The organism is Collinsella sp. TM05-37 (assembly GCF_003436455.1).
Taxonomy (GTDB): domain Bacteria; phylum Actinomycetota; class Coriobacteriia; order Coriobacteriales; family Coriobacteriaceae; genus Collinsella.
Genome location: NZ_QSPN01000016.1, coordinates 1 through 17142, shown reverse-complemented (window position 1 = coordinate 17142; position 17142 = coordinate 1). Strand labels below are relative to the sequence as shown.

Genomic DNA, 17142 nt, shown 5'->3' with positions numbered 1-17142 from the left:
TCATGGTGCCGCCTTTGACCTTGTGTGCCAATATGAAAAAAGGCCCCAACTTGCGTTGGAGCCTCATTCAATGCTCGGGTGGAGACGAGGGGGATCGAACCCCTGACCTCTTGACTGCCAGTCAAGCGCTCTCCCAGCTGAGCTACGCCCCCGTGCGAAGAAGTACTATACGGGAACTCCGACGGCGATGCAAGGGCAATTTTGGAAAAACTTTCGCCCGTGCCGGCACGGGCGAAACACGACCCGCCCGCTCAACCGGGTTTCCCGTGCTCCGCCAGTTCCATTATCGGACCCGATTGCGAACCGCCCCTCCTCTGCGCCTCAGAACTATGCCGGTTTACTACGATGAATCAGGAATGTTCGACCACGCACGCCTTTTCACGCAACCGTCGGGCTCCCTACCTGCGGTTTTGCAAACGGGGAACACGCGGTGCTCGGGAGTCGCCGATCAGTCGTAGTAAACTGGCGGTGTTTTGAAATGGCATCAGCTTGATTTCGCGGTTAAATGTGTTTGAGCCCTGAATTAATGGCCTTAACTTTTTCTAAAACACGTCTTTTCTGCGACGCGCCTAGATTGGTTGTTGTTTAGCATTGGACTTGATCTTGCGTTGTGCGACTTGCTCGTGCATGGTAGTATTTCACGACGTGAAGCGAAGAAATTAGGCCTTAGATGCCTTTATTAGAATTGCATTCACCGTTCATAAGGGCTCTTGGCGCAACGGTTAGCGCAGGGGACTCATAATCCCTGGGTTCTGGGTTCGAATCCCGGAGGGCCCACCAGAGTATTTTAGGCCGGGCATTACGCCCGGCCTCTTTGTTGTTAGCGCTGCAAACTAGCTTTGCCATCCAGAGACGTAAAGTTATTAACATTCATATTCGTAATTAACAATGGGAATGTCGCCAAGATGCTACCCAACCAACACATGGCTTCAATCGTTAGATAAGAAAAAAGGCCCCAACTTGCGTTGGAGCCTCATTCAATGCTCGGGTGGAGACGAGGGGGATCGAACCCCTGACCTCTTGACTGCCAGTCAAGCGCTCTCCCAGCTGAGCTACGCCCCCGTGCGAAAAAGTACTATACGGGAACTCGGACGGCGATGCAAGGACATTTTTGGAAAATTTCGCAGTCGCGGCGCGGGCCGCCATCCGCCCAACGGCCGTCTTGCCGGCGCCAGGCCCATTACCGGGGCCAATCGCGCTCCCGCCGACCCGGCGATTTCAAAACTATGCCGGTTTACGGGGCCAGGCCGGGAACCCCCGAGCATGCCGTAATCGGTAAAATCAAAACCGCAGGTAGACGGCTTGCGTATTCCGTGAAATGCAGGGTATGGACGGCCAGTCCGGGTCCAGCCCCGTAATCCGGCATAGTTTTGAAATGACATTATTTCACTAACAGGCAAACTAGGTAGTTCTAGCGCCTTGTCGCCGACTAATTTCCGATTTCCAACCAGTTGCACAAAACATTTGCTCGCAGTCTCGTCTCGGCGCACTTCATTGCCTCAGTTTTGGCTTTATAGCGAATCCCTAAACGGTCGCAGACACTTCTGACTATGGTGTCTAGCAGCTTTGAATCGTTGAGCATATCGTGAGTCACCAGGAATACATCGAATCCCATGCTCTGCAACGCAGTCATGCGCTCCGCATCGTGGTCAAGTATTGCACCTGAGCCATGAATGACCTCACCTTGGATCTCGATAATAACTGCCTTCATTAGGATTGGGTTTACGATCACGATGTCGCCGTAGCAGACCTTTTGGCCTGCGATGCTTTGGGCTGCCACGGATAGAGGGGTTAAATCGTTGAGGTACACGTATCTGAATCCTGAACCACCTAGACGTCGAGAACGACTTAGAAGCAGTACCCCCGCGACCTCGAGCGGAGACGCAGCAATGCCGATAACCTGCTGAGCGGCATCATAAAACTGCTTTCCCCACATTTGACTTTTGACCTTGTCGGCGAATCGATGTAGATCGCTTAGCTCGATGAGCGGCTTTCTCATCCAAAGAGAAGTGCCTTTGAGTTTCGTAACCTCTCTTCCATCCTCACGCTTGTTCGTTTGGCCTTCTTTATCTGTGGCCTTTACGGTTGCGCGGGCGTAAACTCGTTTCCAAGGAACCTCGTCTTCGCCTTCTCCAAGTTCGAACAGATCCTGCGTGCTGGAATTGCGATTCTCCTCTACCGCCATTTTTAACTGCATTTCGGCAGCGGGAGCAAGCTCGAAAACGGAAAAGCAACCGCAAAGTTCGTACATAGCCAGTACGAGATCTATTTGGGACACAAAGCGTGTCATAGTAAATAATGTGTTAAGCGGATTGGTAACACTAAAGCCTAAATTAGTGTCGATTGTTGTGCTGACATCCGATGTCCCTTCCCAGCGAATAGTGGAGCGCAATCCCGAGTGGTGATTGCAATAACCTGGCGAAGCAACAGCGATAATCGGGGTCTTGAGGACGTCGGTTACGAATGGGGCTTGGGATAGAGCTCGCCAGCCTTCTTCGGAGTTGGGTAGGCGCGGGTAGAGGTCGCGCACCTGCGGTGGGCAGCGCCAATAGCGGAATGCGGTGTTTGCGCAGACGATTTCGTCCATTTGCGCCTCCCTTGGTATCGGCCGTAGGCCATGCGGTTGTGGTCGTGGACGATTATCTACTGGGGCATCATGCGGGTAAGTACCGGAAGCTGACCAAACGCTGACCAAAAAATGGATGGGATGTGTTGAAAGGTTGTCACGAGGCGTGAATGTGCTGGTACGAGCTGTGAGCCAGTGGTCTTTTTCTCCACAATTGCGTATGAATCATGCAAAGAATTCATTGAAAGATCGCGTGAACTATTTTCAAAATGTTCGACGACGTCACTCTATAGTTGGTCAACGAACGAAAATAATATTCAATATGTAGGAACTATGAAGGGTTTGCGATCAATAAAAAATAGGACCCCATGCTAATAAAAATCGAAAATTTGGTGTCACTTTTGGTGTCACCCTTGGTATCAAATAGAAAAAGGCCAGAGGCTTAACACCTCTGACCTGCGCTTTTGATGGTGGGCGATACAAGATTCGAACTTGTGACCCCATCCGTGTGAAGGATATGCTCTACCCCTGAGCCAATCGCCCGTCGCCTTTCGGCAAAAGAGATACTATCATAGCCGCGCCTGGTTTACCAAGAACTTTTTGCCCCCGATTTTAAATTCGTGGATGCTAGCTAAGCCAAAGCAACCAAAGCAATAGGTAAAACAGCAGCTTAACCACCATTTACCGCTTTATCTACGAGGTCTCGGGGCGACAGATTAGTCGCGCATTGTTGTATGCCATGTCGAGCGTGAGGCAGGTGCGCGCGGCGTAGAAACCGTCCTCGCGCTGGATGGTCAGCGCCAGTTCGGGCTTGTCGCCGGTTAGGCACAGCGGCAGCAGCAGTTGGATCCGACCGCCGTAGAACTGCGGCACGGCGAGCGTGTAGTTGGCGGCGGCGCGGCGGGCGGCCTCGACGACGGCGCCCTCAAAGGCACGGCGCAGCAGCAGCGAGTTGCCCTCCCCCATCAGGCTAGCGGGAATACGCGTAAGGTTCTCCTCATCGCCCAGAATGTGGTCGATGTTGGAGCGGATGGGCAAGCGGTAGTCAAAGACCAGCTCGGAGGGGTCCTCGGCAAAGCGCACGCGGCACGGCAGGTACTCAAACGAGACCAGCATGGGGTCGCTCTCCTTAAAGAAGCCCTTCAAAAACCAGCGCTGGCGCGCGTCGGGCTTGGTGTTGGGCTCAAACAGGCCGTAGATGGTCTCGTAGCGACGCGTGTACAGGCCGGTGTTGAACAGGCATTGGTCGTTGTCGAACACCAAAGGCAGGTTGGACGGCGCGGTCTGGTCCACGTCGCGCTCGGTCAGGAACACCGCACGGCTAAACGAAAACGACAGGTAGTTTTTGAGGATGCGGTTGCCGGGACCCCAGTCCTCGGGGTCGGCGAGGTCGGCCAGGCGTTCGTAGCAGGGCTCGGGGCAAAACGCGAAGTCGTACACATTGCTGCACAGGGTGCTGGGGATTTCCATGTGGCGTCCATTCCATTTCATAGCTGGCGTGCGGATGCTTAGATTCTATACGCGCGACGCAATGCCGGGGAGCACATCACAGTGGCAACAGGAGTCGTACTCAAGAACGATCGGTTGCCAGACGAGGTCTTCGATGCTGCAGTGTAAGGTTTTGCGAGCGCCAATGCCGAGGATACCGAGGCACGGCGCAGGTCCAGTTGGTTTTGCTCGTAGAGCTGTATGGCACGGATTTTGACTCCCGATTGGGCGGCCAGCTGCTTTTGGGTCAGGCCGGCTGCCTTTCGTGCTGCCTTGAGGCCCTTTTTGCCTGCCTGGGCTTTGTTCCATTTATCAATGACTATCTGGGCGAATTTAACTTCGGAGGCCTCGTGAAGCGGATGGTACGAGCCGATAACCCAATCGAGTGGCGCCACTTCAAAAAGGTCGCTAAAACCTAGGCCGCACGTCCATTGCGTGTATGCCAAAACCCAACCTGCTCAGTATTGCGGGGAACGGTCGAACGGATAGGCCTCCCTGAATTCGACGGGCTTCAGACCCGCGTGGACAATGATCTCGCGCACAAGCTCATCGCCCGACATGCCGCAGACAACGCGTGGGATACCGCGCTCAAACTGTTTCATCTCAAAAGCGTTTGACAAGATCGCCGTCAGTTCGGTCGGAGTCAGTCCCTGGTCGCAGAGGGCAAAATCGACTGCCTCGCCCAGCGTTCTCATAGCGTCCTCGAGATAAACTTCACTGTAGGCGCGGGTCATTTTCGGTCATCCCCTCTCGAACGATGTCTACGATACAGATCTCGCCGGTCTGACACTTTTGATGCTGCAGGCTCTTCGGTGTTTGAATCCTTTCATAATTCTTCTGTTCTTAGAGCTGCGTCGATCAGGTCGGCGACGTTGCAGGTGTGGTCCACGCGAGAGAATGCAGAGGCTATATCGGCGAGCGTAACCATGGCGAGATTTTACCGCCGATTGCATGGGAAGTAATCGCCGCGCGTTAATATAACCTTAATCGAGGGGTCGTATACGGAAGTGCGGGAAAACAGAGATCAGCCGACTAAACCCCGGATTTACGCTTCTGCGACCGACGGTATTGTTGCCAAAAATCGGGTTGTGCTCAGCCGCCCCTATTTTCCCCGAATTTCGGAAAACGGGAGTTTCGACAGCCAGTTGTGGCCTAAGAAGCGATGCTATTAACGAGGGAAGCGCCAACAGCGTGACAATTCAGACGATGTCGTCGGCATGGGTGAGTGGTGTCGACAGTAATTTTGGTAATCAACTTACTGGGCATTTAACAATAGAACGTCAGGAAATCATCGCCGAAGGCTTTGGTCCGACTTTTTGCTGTTCGGCGAGCTCAAAGATAAACGGGGCGTTTTATCAATAAATTCTGTCAAGAAATTGAGGTCATCAGTAGTAAATCCTTCGACGTTGAACCTTCTAACCGCAGGCAGATGGTTCAACGTGGTAAACACCAAAATCAACCGGGCGTTCGACAGCTACGCGAACGGCTCCGTCCTCTCGTGTCTCTGAGTAGGCAAACTGAATGCCATAATCAAGTTGAACGTAACCCCCAAGTATGGTTGCCTGATCTATGAACATGAGTAGAGCCCATCGGTCCGCACGCTGCCTTAAATAAAAAGCACCCGTCTCCAGACCGACGAAATCCGCGAGCTTTATCTTTCCGGAGAAGCCGCTCCCCTCATGCTTTCCCGCATAGGTCTCAGAGTCGTACTAGAACGAAATGTTATACAGTCCGCCGCTCTATATCTTCCTGACTGGCCCGTTTTCCAGCATCTAACTCAGCACCCCCTTATGGCTTTTCCGATTGTCACCGTTTAAGTAGAAGCAGCAGACACCTTGTTTCAAGTCTGACGCGATGAGCGTTTTGGGCCAGAATGTATGACAATCTAGTTAGAAGACCTGCCACTCTCCATAAACATCGGATGAGCGGATACAATCCCTTAAAGGAAGGAAAGAGCCAAGTTTTCCCTGCTCAGTTGCAGTATGTACTATGCCAATGACCTGACCCAAGTCATTAAACACTGGCCCACCACTCATTCCATGCTGAAATGAGCAATTCGTATAACAAAGTGTGCCCTCTTCGCTTGGATCTCCGACCCTGAGTAAATCCCCACTGTGCAATTCAAGGCTGAATCTAGATTCGGAAAAATGCTGTTGATAAGCGGAGATCTTATCCCCCTTTACGGGCAAATCCATGACTGCTGGAAGCTTGGGGATCTTCTTTAAGATTTCTTGAGGAACTTCTCGTAGTATTACAGCATCGCGCTTGTTGTCTTGAACGATCGATTTGCTAAATTTAAATTTAGCAAGCGGGGTCTTATCTGAGCTGGATACTTTTATTTCCCTTCTTTCCATGTCATGAGAAACGGCATCGCATATCACGTGCCACGCCGTCACAAGGCCGTAGCCGGTTAAGTAAAACCCTAAACCCTCAAACGGGGTTTCTTTGTCATCCTCTCCTTCTAGATACAGAAGCGAGTCTTGCTGAAGTGCGACTGGGAAAACAGGCGTATCTTCTGGTTTCGTTTTATTGTAGAGGCTGCCTAAACGCAGGAGCGGTCCCGATGTCCAGGGATTCTTAATAAGAGACTTATAAAAATTTAGACTTCCTCGAAGAGCCGCTTGAAATATCCCTCTCTCTGCGTCGGTGAGTTTAGCGATGGATTTACCGTAATAGCAGCCCATCGCGCCTTCAATGTCGCTATTGCTTAGTCGGTGGAGCGTTGAGCGGAGTCGCCGATATTGCTCGCGCTTTATATTTGTCTTTTGGTTACAGACAACGCCCGTGACTAGCTGTCTTGAGAAACTGCAACTGTAAAACGATTTATCTTCGTTGATCTCAAATGACTCGGTTCCATGGAAGTCAGTGATCGCGTTTCGTATTTTGTTGGGCAACCTGAGCTTTTCCTCTGAGCAAAAGTGTCGATAAAAATAAAAAGAGCTTTTAAAAGAGAACGTTAGGTCATCGGCATATCGCGTGTATTGATAATGATACTCATGCGATAGATGCATAAGCTGTTTGTCCATGCCAAGGCAAATCATGTTCGAAATTAAAGGGGATGAGGGAGCTCCCTGAGGGAGCCCTTTTGGTGTGGCGACAAGTCTAGAAATGCAGAATGCAACTTCAGGGGTGAGACCTAACTTCTTCGAAACAAGAAGGCCATATACCCGTTTAGATGAGATTGAAGGAAAGAAATCCTTAATATCAATGCCAGCAATTACTTGTGAGCCAATATGGGTCTCAGCATTTGTTTGTATTGATCGACCCTTTACAAAACCGTGCACACAAGGCAAAGGGTTGTAGCTTTTTTCTAGCTCTTTAGCGATAATTCGTTGAACCTTTTTTAAATCAGATCTTGGGATTAATAGCTCTCGATAGCCGCCATTTCTTTTAGGAATCAATTTATTTCTGTATAGGTCATACATGGAGGATGAATTGACAAAGAAATCAAGCTTTTCTATAGACAGGCCAAGAAACCCTGCCAGATCTGTCTTCGACTGCAGCTCGTTGAGCATCAGATTTTCCTTAAAGTTGATAGCCGGTTCCTCCGTAGAGTCGTACTTAATAGACACGTAGCAGAATATAATGTGCAAACAACACATATCCGATTGCGATGCGCAAACGCTAATTCGAACCGGCTATGAAGTGTATTTTACCAGTCATCCATTTGATGCAAATTCAAAATTAGGTAACTGTGTCAAATCAGGAACCCTGAATACAGGAATGACCCCTAAGGCCGAAGGTGCCTTCTGCATTGATAATTGAACATCGTTCGCAACTAATAGACGGTCGATGCATTTTGAGCTAATGAAGCGAGGCGAGGCACCTCTTCACCGGTCTTCTACAGATAGTTCAAGAAGAGGGAGTGGAACTCAAGACCCGGCGGCGGAATCAATACGCATGCAATCATGGGCGGGATCGCGCTCAACGCGGTCAAAGTCGACATATGCAAGGTCGACATACAGCGGCTCCCTGGGGCGGATCGCAGGTAAAAATAATTCACCGGGGACTAAGCTCAATATTGGCGGTACCATTTCACGGTACTTGGTGGTGCCTAAGCTAGAAAATTCAAAAAGTGTTTCAGCAATAATATGCTGCACCTAGAAACACTATTCCCGGAAAAAGCAGTGTAAAGGTAGCAGTAATCCAGTTGTTGTCGCCGGTTTTGAGAAGAGCTAAAGTTGTCGCGGTGGCAGTCTTGGGCTTGGACGACGTGGCCACCGTGGCCTGGTCGTTGTGATTGTCTTGGGCGCTGCGTTCGTGGGCTTCGCTACGAGGTCCGTCAACTACCAAGCACCGGGCTGCCCTGCAACATGACCGGCACCGCCAGCAGGCTAGCCCGCCCTGCCACCCACGCGCCGCATCCATCGGTCTCCACACAGCCGGTGGCGTGGCCACAACGGGTCCAATCACCACATACGCGGCCACGGCCCCCGGCAGCATCTACCCACCTCAGCACCAAAGACCCCGCCGGAAGGCACCACAAACCGCGCAGACACAAGCGAGCCGCCCGTGCGCGCAACGCTGCCATCGGCACCGGTCGTATCCAGCCACGAGGCATCGACGGTGCAACGTCCAACGCGAACGCCTGTGAAACGTTATCATGCACTGGGGGCTCGTCGCCGTCAGGGTCCCGGTACCGCGAAGTGCCTGGTTGCCCCACACTTCCATGTCGCATAGCGTGATGACCGCATCGGTCGCATGCGACTATATCACGGAGTTTTGCCCGGTAAACGTCAGCACCATGTCGCCATCTGCGCCGATGGCCTCAGCCACGTAGCCGTTAAACTCCAGGTGGTCAGCATCGGTCCAGGCCCATCCGGGGCCCGACACACTCGGCACGTAGTATGCTTCCGGCAGGAAAAACGCGAATTACCCTCAGCTGCACAGGTTAAGTCGATACCGCTTGTAAATCAAGACGCCTTCAACCTAAGCAGTTGAAGGCGTCATCTTCGCGAGCATTATTTATATTGCATTGGTCGTGCTCTGCAACCAAGATCTTCGCGGTAGTCGTTCTTTTGATTTCATTGGTCGCGCCTTACGAACAAAAACTGAGTAAAGCATACAGACGAATGGAATGAGTAGCAAGGCATGCCTAATTGCCATTCATCAGCTTGCATGAGCATTTCAAAATTAAACCGCCTATGCAGCGAGCATGGGAACATAGGAGTCTTGATCGACGCCCCAAATGATTGGAGTAAGTCCGTAGTTTTTGCAAGCTTCGATAGACTCGGGGGAGACAACACCATCTTTAGTGTTGGTGGAGTTGAGAAAAACGACTCCTTCGCAATCGTTGCGTGCCGACTTAATGTCTTCCCATCCAAATAATGCATTTTGAATGCCTTGCTTACCAGGATTATTTACCGTTTTAATAAGGCGCATGGGTCTTCTCTTGTTTTTACCAATTGCATAGTCAAATTTAAACGAAAGTCCGGATCGGCCCTGGAAAGACGGGCCAGGAACATAAGGGATTTCATTATCAAGCAGCCAATTGCCGACATCTTCAGTGAAGAGGTTTCTCACACTGCTTTGAGATAACAAGAACATATCATCAACAGAGGCCATAGCCTGAAGAAGCATATTCATCTTCATAGGAAGGTCAGATCCGGAAGCCGTTATACACAGTTCGCCTTTTTCTTCCTTTACCGAAAAGCCAGAAAGAATCGAATTGAGCTTATCGATTCGCTGTCCTTTCATGGTGAATCCAGACAATTCAAGATCATTGATGGTTTCACCAAGATCAGAAATGACATAGCCGCCTGCTGGGTCATCACCCAGATAAACCCGCATGCAATCGTTGTTTCGATTGAGCATGGGGGTGGAGATGCAGACGCCATTACCTTGCTGGACCGGGACCATATTTGCCTCTACGAACTTGGCGTATGCGCTGATAAAGCCTCGAGCCTGATCTACGTTCATCTCACACCCCCAGAGATAGCTCTACTTTAAGCTTGTCTGTAATATTACAAGTTTCCTGAAATGACCAAAAGAGTGATGCAAAATCGTCGTTCAGAGGTTTCAGAATATTTTGACCTGGGATGCCACAAGCCCATTTGGCGCCGTATCCGTCTATATCAAAATGGACATGAGTACCAAGGACCAGCGATCCGTCTGGATTTCTGTGACGAAGGACCTCGGGATTATCACTATAATCAAGACGAATTAATGGACGATCCGATACGCGTGTCTGCATGGTGCTTTTTCTGTCAGCGGAAAGTCCAAGGATTAAGGAAGAACTTCTTTTATTCTCTGTAAGATCAAGATAAAACTTAAGGGCTTTATTCTCGTTAGCAACGAGTTCGATTAGCGTTTTACCTCCAGGCGTAGGCCATTGTTTGCGATATTGCATATCACGCACATCTTTGGCCATCAAGATGTATTCGCGAGCAGTTGGATTCAAGTCGTTCCAGCTGAAGATATTCACAGCAGTTCCAATCCTTATGGCTATTGCCCAGTAATCTCATCCTATGATAGATGCTCGCTGGGACAGATATTCGAAAATGTAGCGGAAGCGTTTCCCGCAGGGGCTTTCTTCGTTATGTGTGTATCACTTTGGCATAACAAAAGGTATCGATGCGCCGGCAGTTGCAAGGCTTGAACCCAGGAGTAAAAATTTCTCGGTCCCAAGAGCCTGCCCTCATTCGGGAACTGAACTAAATCCATCCCAAGCCAAACGATGCTTTGGTAGAAATTATATCATCATGAGCCTCGTGAATATCGTAGCGAGGTAGCACGCGTGAGATGGTGAATGATATGTCGGCAAGCGCAATCATGGCCAATTTTAACTAACTGACTGCATGAGATACAATCGCCGACTGTTGGTTGGCCTCTAATGGAGACAATTCCGGAAGTGCGGGATAAAACCGAGATCTGCTGACCAGCCCACGGTTTTACGCTTTCGCGACCTGTGGTTTTGTTGATAAATAGCGGGTTACGGTCGACAGGTTCTGCTTTCCCCGCACTTCCGAAAAATTAGTGTTTCAGCAGCGGCGTACGGCGACGAGCAGCACTGTCCCCAGCAGCAAAAGCGCCACGGACGCGGCGATCCAGCAGTTCTCGCCGGTCTTGGGGAGCGTGGCGGTTGTCGTGGTAGCCGTCTTGGGCTTAGTGGTCTTGGCGACCGTGGTCTTGGTTACTGTCGTTGTTGTCTTGGTTGTCGCGGCCGCTGGTTTCAGCGCCGGATTTGTCGTGGGCCCTGTGGTGGGCTCTCCGGCAGCGGGGTTAGCATCGGCGGAAGGCTCGCCCGCCCCGCATCCAGGCACATCGACCCCGTCGGTCTCCCCCGCCGGAGGCGTGGCGCCCTCGGGCTCAACCACCACATGCGGTGCCACCGCACCGGCGGCATTCACCACACCACTAGCACCAAAGGAACCGCCAGCAGGCGTCACAAACCGTGCGGACACAAGCGAGCCGCCCGTGCACGCAACGCCGCCATCGGCGCCGGTAGCATCAAGCCGTGAAGCTTCGACGGAAAGCCGGCAGTCGGCCGCGCCATCGCCAAGGCCCGCGTCCTGCAGATACACGCCGTAGGCGCGCACGCCCGCTCCGGACCCGGCGCCAGCGGCAACGACGCGCCCGCCGCCGCGCACGGCCATGTTGCCGGCGATCACGCCGGCGACCGCCTCGTCCGTAATATCGGCTCCGTCCGCCCGCGCATCGACAGAGCAGCCGTCCACCACGAGCGCCTGCGAAACGTGGATCCCGCACTGCGAGCCCGTCGCCGTCAGGGTCCCGGTGCCGCGAAGCGTCAGGCTGCCCCACACCTCCATGCCGCACAGCGTGATGTCCGCATCGGGCGCATGCGACTCCGTCACGGAGTTCTGCCCGGCAAGCGTCAGCACCAGGTCGCCGTCGGCGCCGATGGCCTCGCCCGCGTAGCCGTTGAGCTCCAGATGGTCGGCATCGGTCCAGGCCCAGCCGGGGCCCGACACGCCCGGCTCGTAGTATGTCGCGCCCGCGATGATGAGGCTCTCCGCACCCGCAGCATAAGAAGGCCCGCCCAGCAAAACGCATAGGCAGGCCATGGCAACAATCGCAATGTAATGACGGCTGGTGTAGGACTCGGCAGCAAACATACCCGCTCCGATCTTCGCGGGAGCCAATAGAATATGCACCAGAAAATGCCCTGGTGGCAGCACTTATTAGTTTAGCGAGATCGATGCAGGAGCAAGGAGAAATCGCGTGGGCAACTCCCACAATTAGGTGTAAATCGTTTTGCCAGTCGGTGAAAGGAAGAATCGGCTTACAACCTCCGTTTCGATTCTTCAAAAGCGCAGGTAGCATCCTTCAAATTGACAGCATGATACTCCGAAGTGAATCTGAACTTGCGTCAAGACATCTCAAGCAATCTGAATTTCGTAATGTAGATGCGATGCAATAAGAACATATATTCGTTATGTTTGGGTGTTGATGATGGAGGGCTGCGTCGCGATTGAACTGCTCTTTCGGGCCTTCTCTACGAATTCGCTGATCCAAGATCTTGTTGTGTTCTTGAGGATCCGGATGTTTTCGGTCGCTTCAATGTCGATTTCCATCATTGCCCTGTCGGCGATGTCGTCCGGCAATGTCGGCAAGCCACTGGGAGCAGTCTCCCTGTACTTCTTGGCAAACATGGATACGTATCTTTCGACAAAGAACTTTTTGTCGCTTACGCTTAGCTTGGAGAAGTGGCTCATCAAATTGAAGCGGGAGAGGAGTTCTGCCGGGAAAGTTTCATTGATCTTCCCGAGGGGGCAGTTTGTCGTGAATACGATGATGAACCCGCGGAGATCGTGCTCCATCCCTTGGGAGTCCGTGAACGATCCTGTCTCGAGGAGATCGAGGAAGAAGTTCCAGACGGCGGGTTCAGCTTTCTCGAACTCATCCACCAGGAGAATTCCGGCATCGGACGAGTCGATCTTCTTTCCCAGCTCGCCTTCTTCGCTTCCCATGTATCCTCTCGGGCTGCCAATCAGGGAGTTTAGAGAGTCCTTGCTGCTGTAGTTCCCAAGATTGACTTTAGGGAGGGGCTGGCATGGCGCGATTGCCTCGCAGAGAATCTTGGCGACTTCTGTTTTCCCGACACCCGAAGGGCCAAGAAGGAGCAACGAGAATACCGGCTGCTCGTCGAGCGCGTTGAAGAGCCTGAAGCTGCGCGATCGGGATTCGAAGGAGCGTTTGAATTCGATCTGGCCTATGAGCTCGCTTTCGAGGGTGGTGAGGACCTGTTTGAATTCGAGTTCGTCGAGGGATACGAGTGTTCTCTTTACTCTTTTGTCCTTCTGGGCGTCCTTATCGATCTCGATGTCGCATTCTATAATGTCGTCGAACATGGTTCTCAATTGGTATGCTCCTTCGTTCACGGTTTTATCGTCTCCGATGAAGAGGGTGCCAAAGGGTAGCTGGTGGACGAGGAGCTCGAATTTCGATGCCAGCTGAAGATCGCCCGAGAGTAACCCCACAAGTGATGAAACGTCCACGACGAGCTTTTTCTCGGAGAGGAGCTCGGAGATTTGGTCGCTTCCGTGTAGTTCGAGAAGCGACATCAACTTGAAGCCGCCGTCTCCGAGCTGGTCGATCAGGGCTTTATACTGGGATTTGTTGTATGTGACGAGTTTGCGCATGGCGTTGCCTATCAAGCCTCGAAGGACACTGCCTGAATGACAGCAAGGATGTCTATGTAATAGCCCTGTTCTACCCGATTGCCGCCGCCGGTCATGGCGGTGGGTGACGGGTTCTTTCCGCATATAACAATGTCGTTCTGCGGCGTGCGTTTCGGGTCGTCTGGCTGTTGGAAGTAATCGAGGGGGCTCTTCATCTGGGCCGGGGTGATTTTCCCTTTGCATATCCCGACGATGCCGACCTTTCCGATGAGCAGGTCGTCGATTGTGTACCCGCTTTCGAACATTTCTTCTCCATCGAGGGGAATCTTCGCGTACAGCGGCGTTCTTCTTCTTGCGCGGTTTCCTCTGAGCTTGAAGGCTGCGCCGTCTCCTATGAAGGATTGCATCATGTGGCCGATGTCGAGGTCTCCGGCATCGGAGACGGTGATTCCGTCGAAGGTCCCGCTCATGATTGCCATGATGCCTCGAATCTCCTCCTCATTGATGAGCTCCAGCGAGACATCGCCGATGTATGCGAGGTCGCCTTCTGCAAGCGTTGTTCCGCTTTCGGGGGCTTTGCAATGCTCCATTATGTCGGCGAGCATCCGGCTATTTGTGTTCACGTATTCGAGGGTGTCCACGATCTTCTCTTGTTTTTCGTGCCTGACGCTTCCTTCGAGTTTTGCCCTGAGTTTCGTCAGAAAGGGAGGGTTGAGCTCCGCTTCGGCGTTCAATGATGCTCTCTTTGTCGTCCCGTTCTGGTTTTCCTTGGAGCTTGTAGTCTTGAGTTTGTTGTCCAGGAGCATCCTCGTCTCGAACACCTTCTGCTGATTCATGTAGTAGACGGTGAAGAGGCCTGGTATTTTATTTTCTGGCATAGTTCCTCCGCTCCTTTCCTTTAGCGTGGGGCTGTCGTTGTTTCCGCCCCTCGTTATCCGCGTACCATCCGTTTCACACCATACGTATCATTGCCACTCCGAAAAAGCAATCGGACCCACCATGCAGCCGAGACGGACAGAAGACCGTGAGCACGGCGAAGAAGACGTGACTGGCGCATCCTTCAATCTATGCAACAAATGAAATCAAGCCGGCACCGCGCAAGCGCAAAACAAGACCGCTGGCACTGAAGCGCACGGCAAGTGGAGCATCGGTGCTACTTCTGTACGGGATACCCAAATCGGCTCTCAAGCTCCTCCAGATTTCTCAAGAACAAACGCCTTCTCATTGATCCAGTTTTCGTTTCAACGTTCGTTTCTTCCAGTGCAGTCTTTATCTCAAGTATCCATTCAACTAAATCCGCCGATGGCACCCCACCCGGAATCCAAACGTTATGAAGATGCACAAAGAACTTGCGAAGCGCCTCTTGATTCGCCGCATCTTCTCTACAAAATGACTCGACAATGACTCTCGGACTAGCATTAACCAACACTTTGACATCGCGTTCTGCAGCATCGTTGAGAAGTCGAGCAATCTCCCTGCCCGTCAGTCCCTCCGCTCCCTCAGATATCATCAACTGACTCGACATCTTTTTATTCAGCTCTGTCCGAGCATAACGCTCAAGTTCTTCGGCGAGCGCCCGTCTTTTCCGCCTTTCGTCTGCACTAAATACTGGTCCAGAGAGGAGCTCAGAAGCTTTGTCTAGATCGGCATCGATCACTTTCTTGCAATATTTGATAAAGTCATTTTGCGAAAATGGACATTCCCATTTGAGGTCAGATAGCAGGTAATAAACCTCGAGCACGTCGTGCAAACAATCGACTGAATAATGTGCTCTAGTAACTAAATCATAGTAACGCTGCGCGAGGCCATCTACATTATCGTCATCAAGATCGTAAGCGCACCGCATACTTTTAGCGATCTCCCTAACTTCGAGGGTATCGCGGTTGCTCGGGTACCGTTTCCAAATGTATGTTTTAAACCCTTGTTCGAGATCTTCAATATCTACATCGCCTGAAGGGTCGAATGCCTTACCTATCACGGAGAAATCAGAGTATTGCTCGTAAAGAGACACTCTGCGATCGTATTCCAGCGCCTCCGGACTGAGCCATTCCTCTGGCTTTCCGTTTTGTGGCATGGAAGGTGCGTTCCCCATGGAGGTCAACAAAGCAAAATGGACTGCGTCCCGTAGAGCGTAAAACCGGTTTTGAAGTGCAATTCCTGTATTTTGAAGCACCTCAAGGCTGCAAATTCTTCTGATTAGCTCATGAGCACGAATCATTGCCCGAGCATTTACGCATCCGCTGGCCTCTACCCCCGCAAGTATGGCGCTATGCATATCAAGGTCTTCCGATGGGCGACAATCTCCCATGAGAATTTCTTTGGCCAATGCAGACGGGCACGGCTTGAAAGGATAGACTTTCCAAATTAGCTTTTCGCGTACGTCCCTATCGAACTCTCGCATCGATTGCACATCACTTCCTTCCCAGGCATTTGAAACCAGCATGACCTTCAATCCAAGTCTTTCGACAAGATCGTTCATCGTTCCGAATAGCGCCAAATCGTCGCTATGTTTAGAACGCCTCTCCACATCATCGAATACAAGAAAGTGCTTCTTTTTGAGCATTAGGCAGGCAACGGATTGTATCCCGACGGCGAGATTCACCGATAATCCCGTTCTTTTAATTAAAGCCCTCGAAATACCGTTGAGGGCGCCCCCTATAGTTTTGGCAGCAGCTTGCGCCTTCATACCTTTATCGCTAAGGTGTACAAGCGCCATCACAATACGTTCGCATAGATCATCAGCAGTGGCAATTCCGAACATGGAAACGCGGACAAGGTTGTATTCGCCCTTTTCGAGATACTCGTTGAGTTTCCCTTCGATGAATCGGGTCTTTCCCGATCCCCAATCTCCCTCAAGTGCAATTGCATATTGATTGTCCTTATCCTTGAGATAGGAATCAATATGATCGATGAGCTGATCAGCAGGCTCTTTTGACCGGCATGTCTCCATTATTTCCTCCTGCATAAACTTATAGCGAAAGATTTCCTTCGCTGCGCTAGATCAAACCGCAACCGAGGTCGCCCCGTTCACAACAATGATGGCATAAGCTCGATCGAATGAGTATTTGAGCGCCCCCCCAATATTCGCGGTACGGAAACGTGCAAATACTCACTCGATGCTAGATCTGCGCTAGCGGCCGAGGCCATCGGAGAAGATCCGTTTGTCGCGGGCACGATGACTTCGCGTCGGTGATGCCGCCCCTTGTGATTTCAAGCTAGTTCGCCGTGGCGGCGTTCCTACGGGGGAAGCGTTGCGGCTCCTCTTTTCTGAATCTGGCAAACCACCTGTAAAGGCGCGACTCTCTCAAGTGGTTGAGCTTACTCAGTCTTCCGCGCTCATGTTGGACGAGAGGCACCGCTCGATGCGGTCGGCCCATTTGTTCCTGCGATTGGCGTTTGCTTGCATCACCGCAACCTCTTTGAATTGGCGTTGCAGCATGTTTGCCTTAAGAAAAACAAGCGGTGACGCATAATTTCTTTCGCAAATTGACAACCGCATAGCGGAAC

Annotated in this window: 13 protein-coding genes and 4 tRNA genes; 1 reads left to right on the top strand and 16 read right to left on the bottom strand. The window is 51.7% G+C overall.

What is annotated here, in order from left to right:
• Positions 1 to 79: 79 nt before the first annotated feature.
• Positions 80 to 152, bottom strand: a tRNA-Ala gene (locus tag DXD48_RS08145).
• 552 nt (positions 153 to 704) lie between these two features.
• Between DXD48_RS08145 and DXD48_RS08140 the strand changes: the two genes are divergently transcribed.
• A tRNA-Ile gene (locus DXD48_RS08140) sits at positions 705 to 780 on the top strand.
• A gap of 209 nt (positions 781 to 989) precedes the next feature.
• Here DXD48_RS08140 and DXD48_RS08135 read toward each other — a convergent pair.
• The 15 genes from DXD48_RS08135 to DXD48_RS10260 all read right to left on the bottom strand — a co-directional run.
• Positions 990 to 1062 (bottom strand) — tRNA-Ala (locus tag DXD48_RS08135).
• Positions 1063 to 1429: 367 nt separating this feature from the next.
• Positions 1430 to 2587, bottom strand: coding sequence for a hypothetical protein (locus tag DXD48_RS08130; RefSeq protein ID WP_117564779.1), 1158 nt, complete (start codon positions 2585 to 2587; stop codon positions 1430 to 1432).
• A 447-nt stretch (positions 2588 to 3034) separates the two neighbouring features.
• A tRNA-Val gene (locus DXD48_RS08125) sits at positions 3035 to 3109 on the bottom strand.
• A gap of 150 nt (positions 3110 to 3259) precedes the next feature.
• Positions 3260 to 4036: a DUF3825 domain-containing protein gene (locus DXD48_RS08120; RefSeq protein WP_158548967.1), complete on the bottom strand. Its 777-nt coding sequence runs from the start codon at positions 4034 to 4036 to the stop codon at positions 3260 to 3262.
• 38 nt (positions 4037 to 4074) lie between these two features.
• A complete protein-coding gene (locus DXD48_RS08115; RefSeq protein ID WP_117564777.1) occupies positions 4075 to 4500 on the bottom strand; it encodes a helix-turn-helix domain-containing protein in 426 nt (141 codons plus the stop codon).
• Positions 4501 to 4512: 12 nt separating this feature from the next.
• The gene (locus DXD48_RS08110) at positions 4513 to 4788 is read right to left on the bottom strand and encodes a hypothetical protein (protein ID WP_055250177.1); all 276 of its coding nucleotides are present in this window, start codon (positions 4786 to 4788) and stop codon (positions 4513 to 4515) included.
• Between the two features lie 1155 nt (positions 4789 to 5943).
• Positions 5944 to 7569 (bottom strand): reverse transcriptase domain-containing protein, encoded by a 1626-nt coding sequence (locus DXD48_RS08105; RefSeq protein ID WP_158548966.1) that lies wholly within the window; start codon positions 7567 to 7569, stop codon positions 5944 to 5946.
• 1192 nt (positions 7570 to 8761) lie between these two features.
• A complete protein-coding gene (locus tag DXD48_RS10325; RefSeq protein ID WP_255413158.1) occupies positions 8762 to 8887 on the bottom strand; it encodes a hypothetical protein in 126 nt (41 codons plus the stop codon).
• A 309-nt stretch (positions 8888 to 9196) separates the two neighbouring features.
• Positions 9197 to 9973 (bottom strand): DUF1828 domain-containing protein, encoded by a 777-nt coding sequence (locus DXD48_RS08100; RefSeq protein ID WP_055250181.1) that lies wholly within the window; start codon positions 9971 to 9973, stop codon positions 9197 to 9199.
• 1 nt (position 9974) lies between these two features.
• A complete protein-coding gene (locus DXD48_RS10025; RefSeq protein WP_124786174.1) occupies positions 9975 to 10478 on the bottom strand; it encodes a hypothetical protein in 504 nt (167 codons plus the stop codon).
• Positions 10479 to 11034: 556 nt separating this feature from the next.
• Positions 11035 to 12129, bottom strand: coding sequence for a hypothetical protein (locus DXD48_RS08095; RefSeq protein WP_117564775.1), 1095 nt, complete (start codon positions 12127 to 12129; stop codon positions 11035 to 11037).
• Positions 12130 to 12447: 318 nt separating this feature from the next.
• Positions 12448 to 13656 carry an AAA family ATPase gene (locus DXD48_RS08090; RefSeq protein WP_158548965.1) on the bottom strand — a complete coding sequence of 403 codons (1209 nt, stop codon included), beginning with the start codon at positions 13654 to 13656 and terminating at the stop codon, positions 12448 to 12450.
• A gap of 11 nt (positions 13657 to 13667) precedes the next feature.
• Positions 13668 to 14513 (bottom strand): hypothetical protein, encoded by an 846-nt coding sequence (locus DXD48_RS10130; RefSeq protein WP_055287428.1) that lies wholly within the window; start codon positions 14511 to 14513, stop codon positions 13668 to 13670.
• Positions 14514 to 14788: 275 nt separating this feature from the next.
• Positions 14789 to 16585, bottom strand: coding sequence for a P-loop NTPase fold protein (locus tag DXD48_RS08080; protein ID WP_158548964.1), 1797 nt, complete (start codon positions 16583 to 16585; stop codon positions 14789 to 14791).
• 372 nt (positions 16586 to 16957) lie between these two features.
• A partial coding sequence (locus tag DXD48_RS10260) for a hypothetical protein (protein ID WP_233514978.1) occupies positions 16958 to 17142 on the bottom strand: 185 nt, incomplete at its 5' end.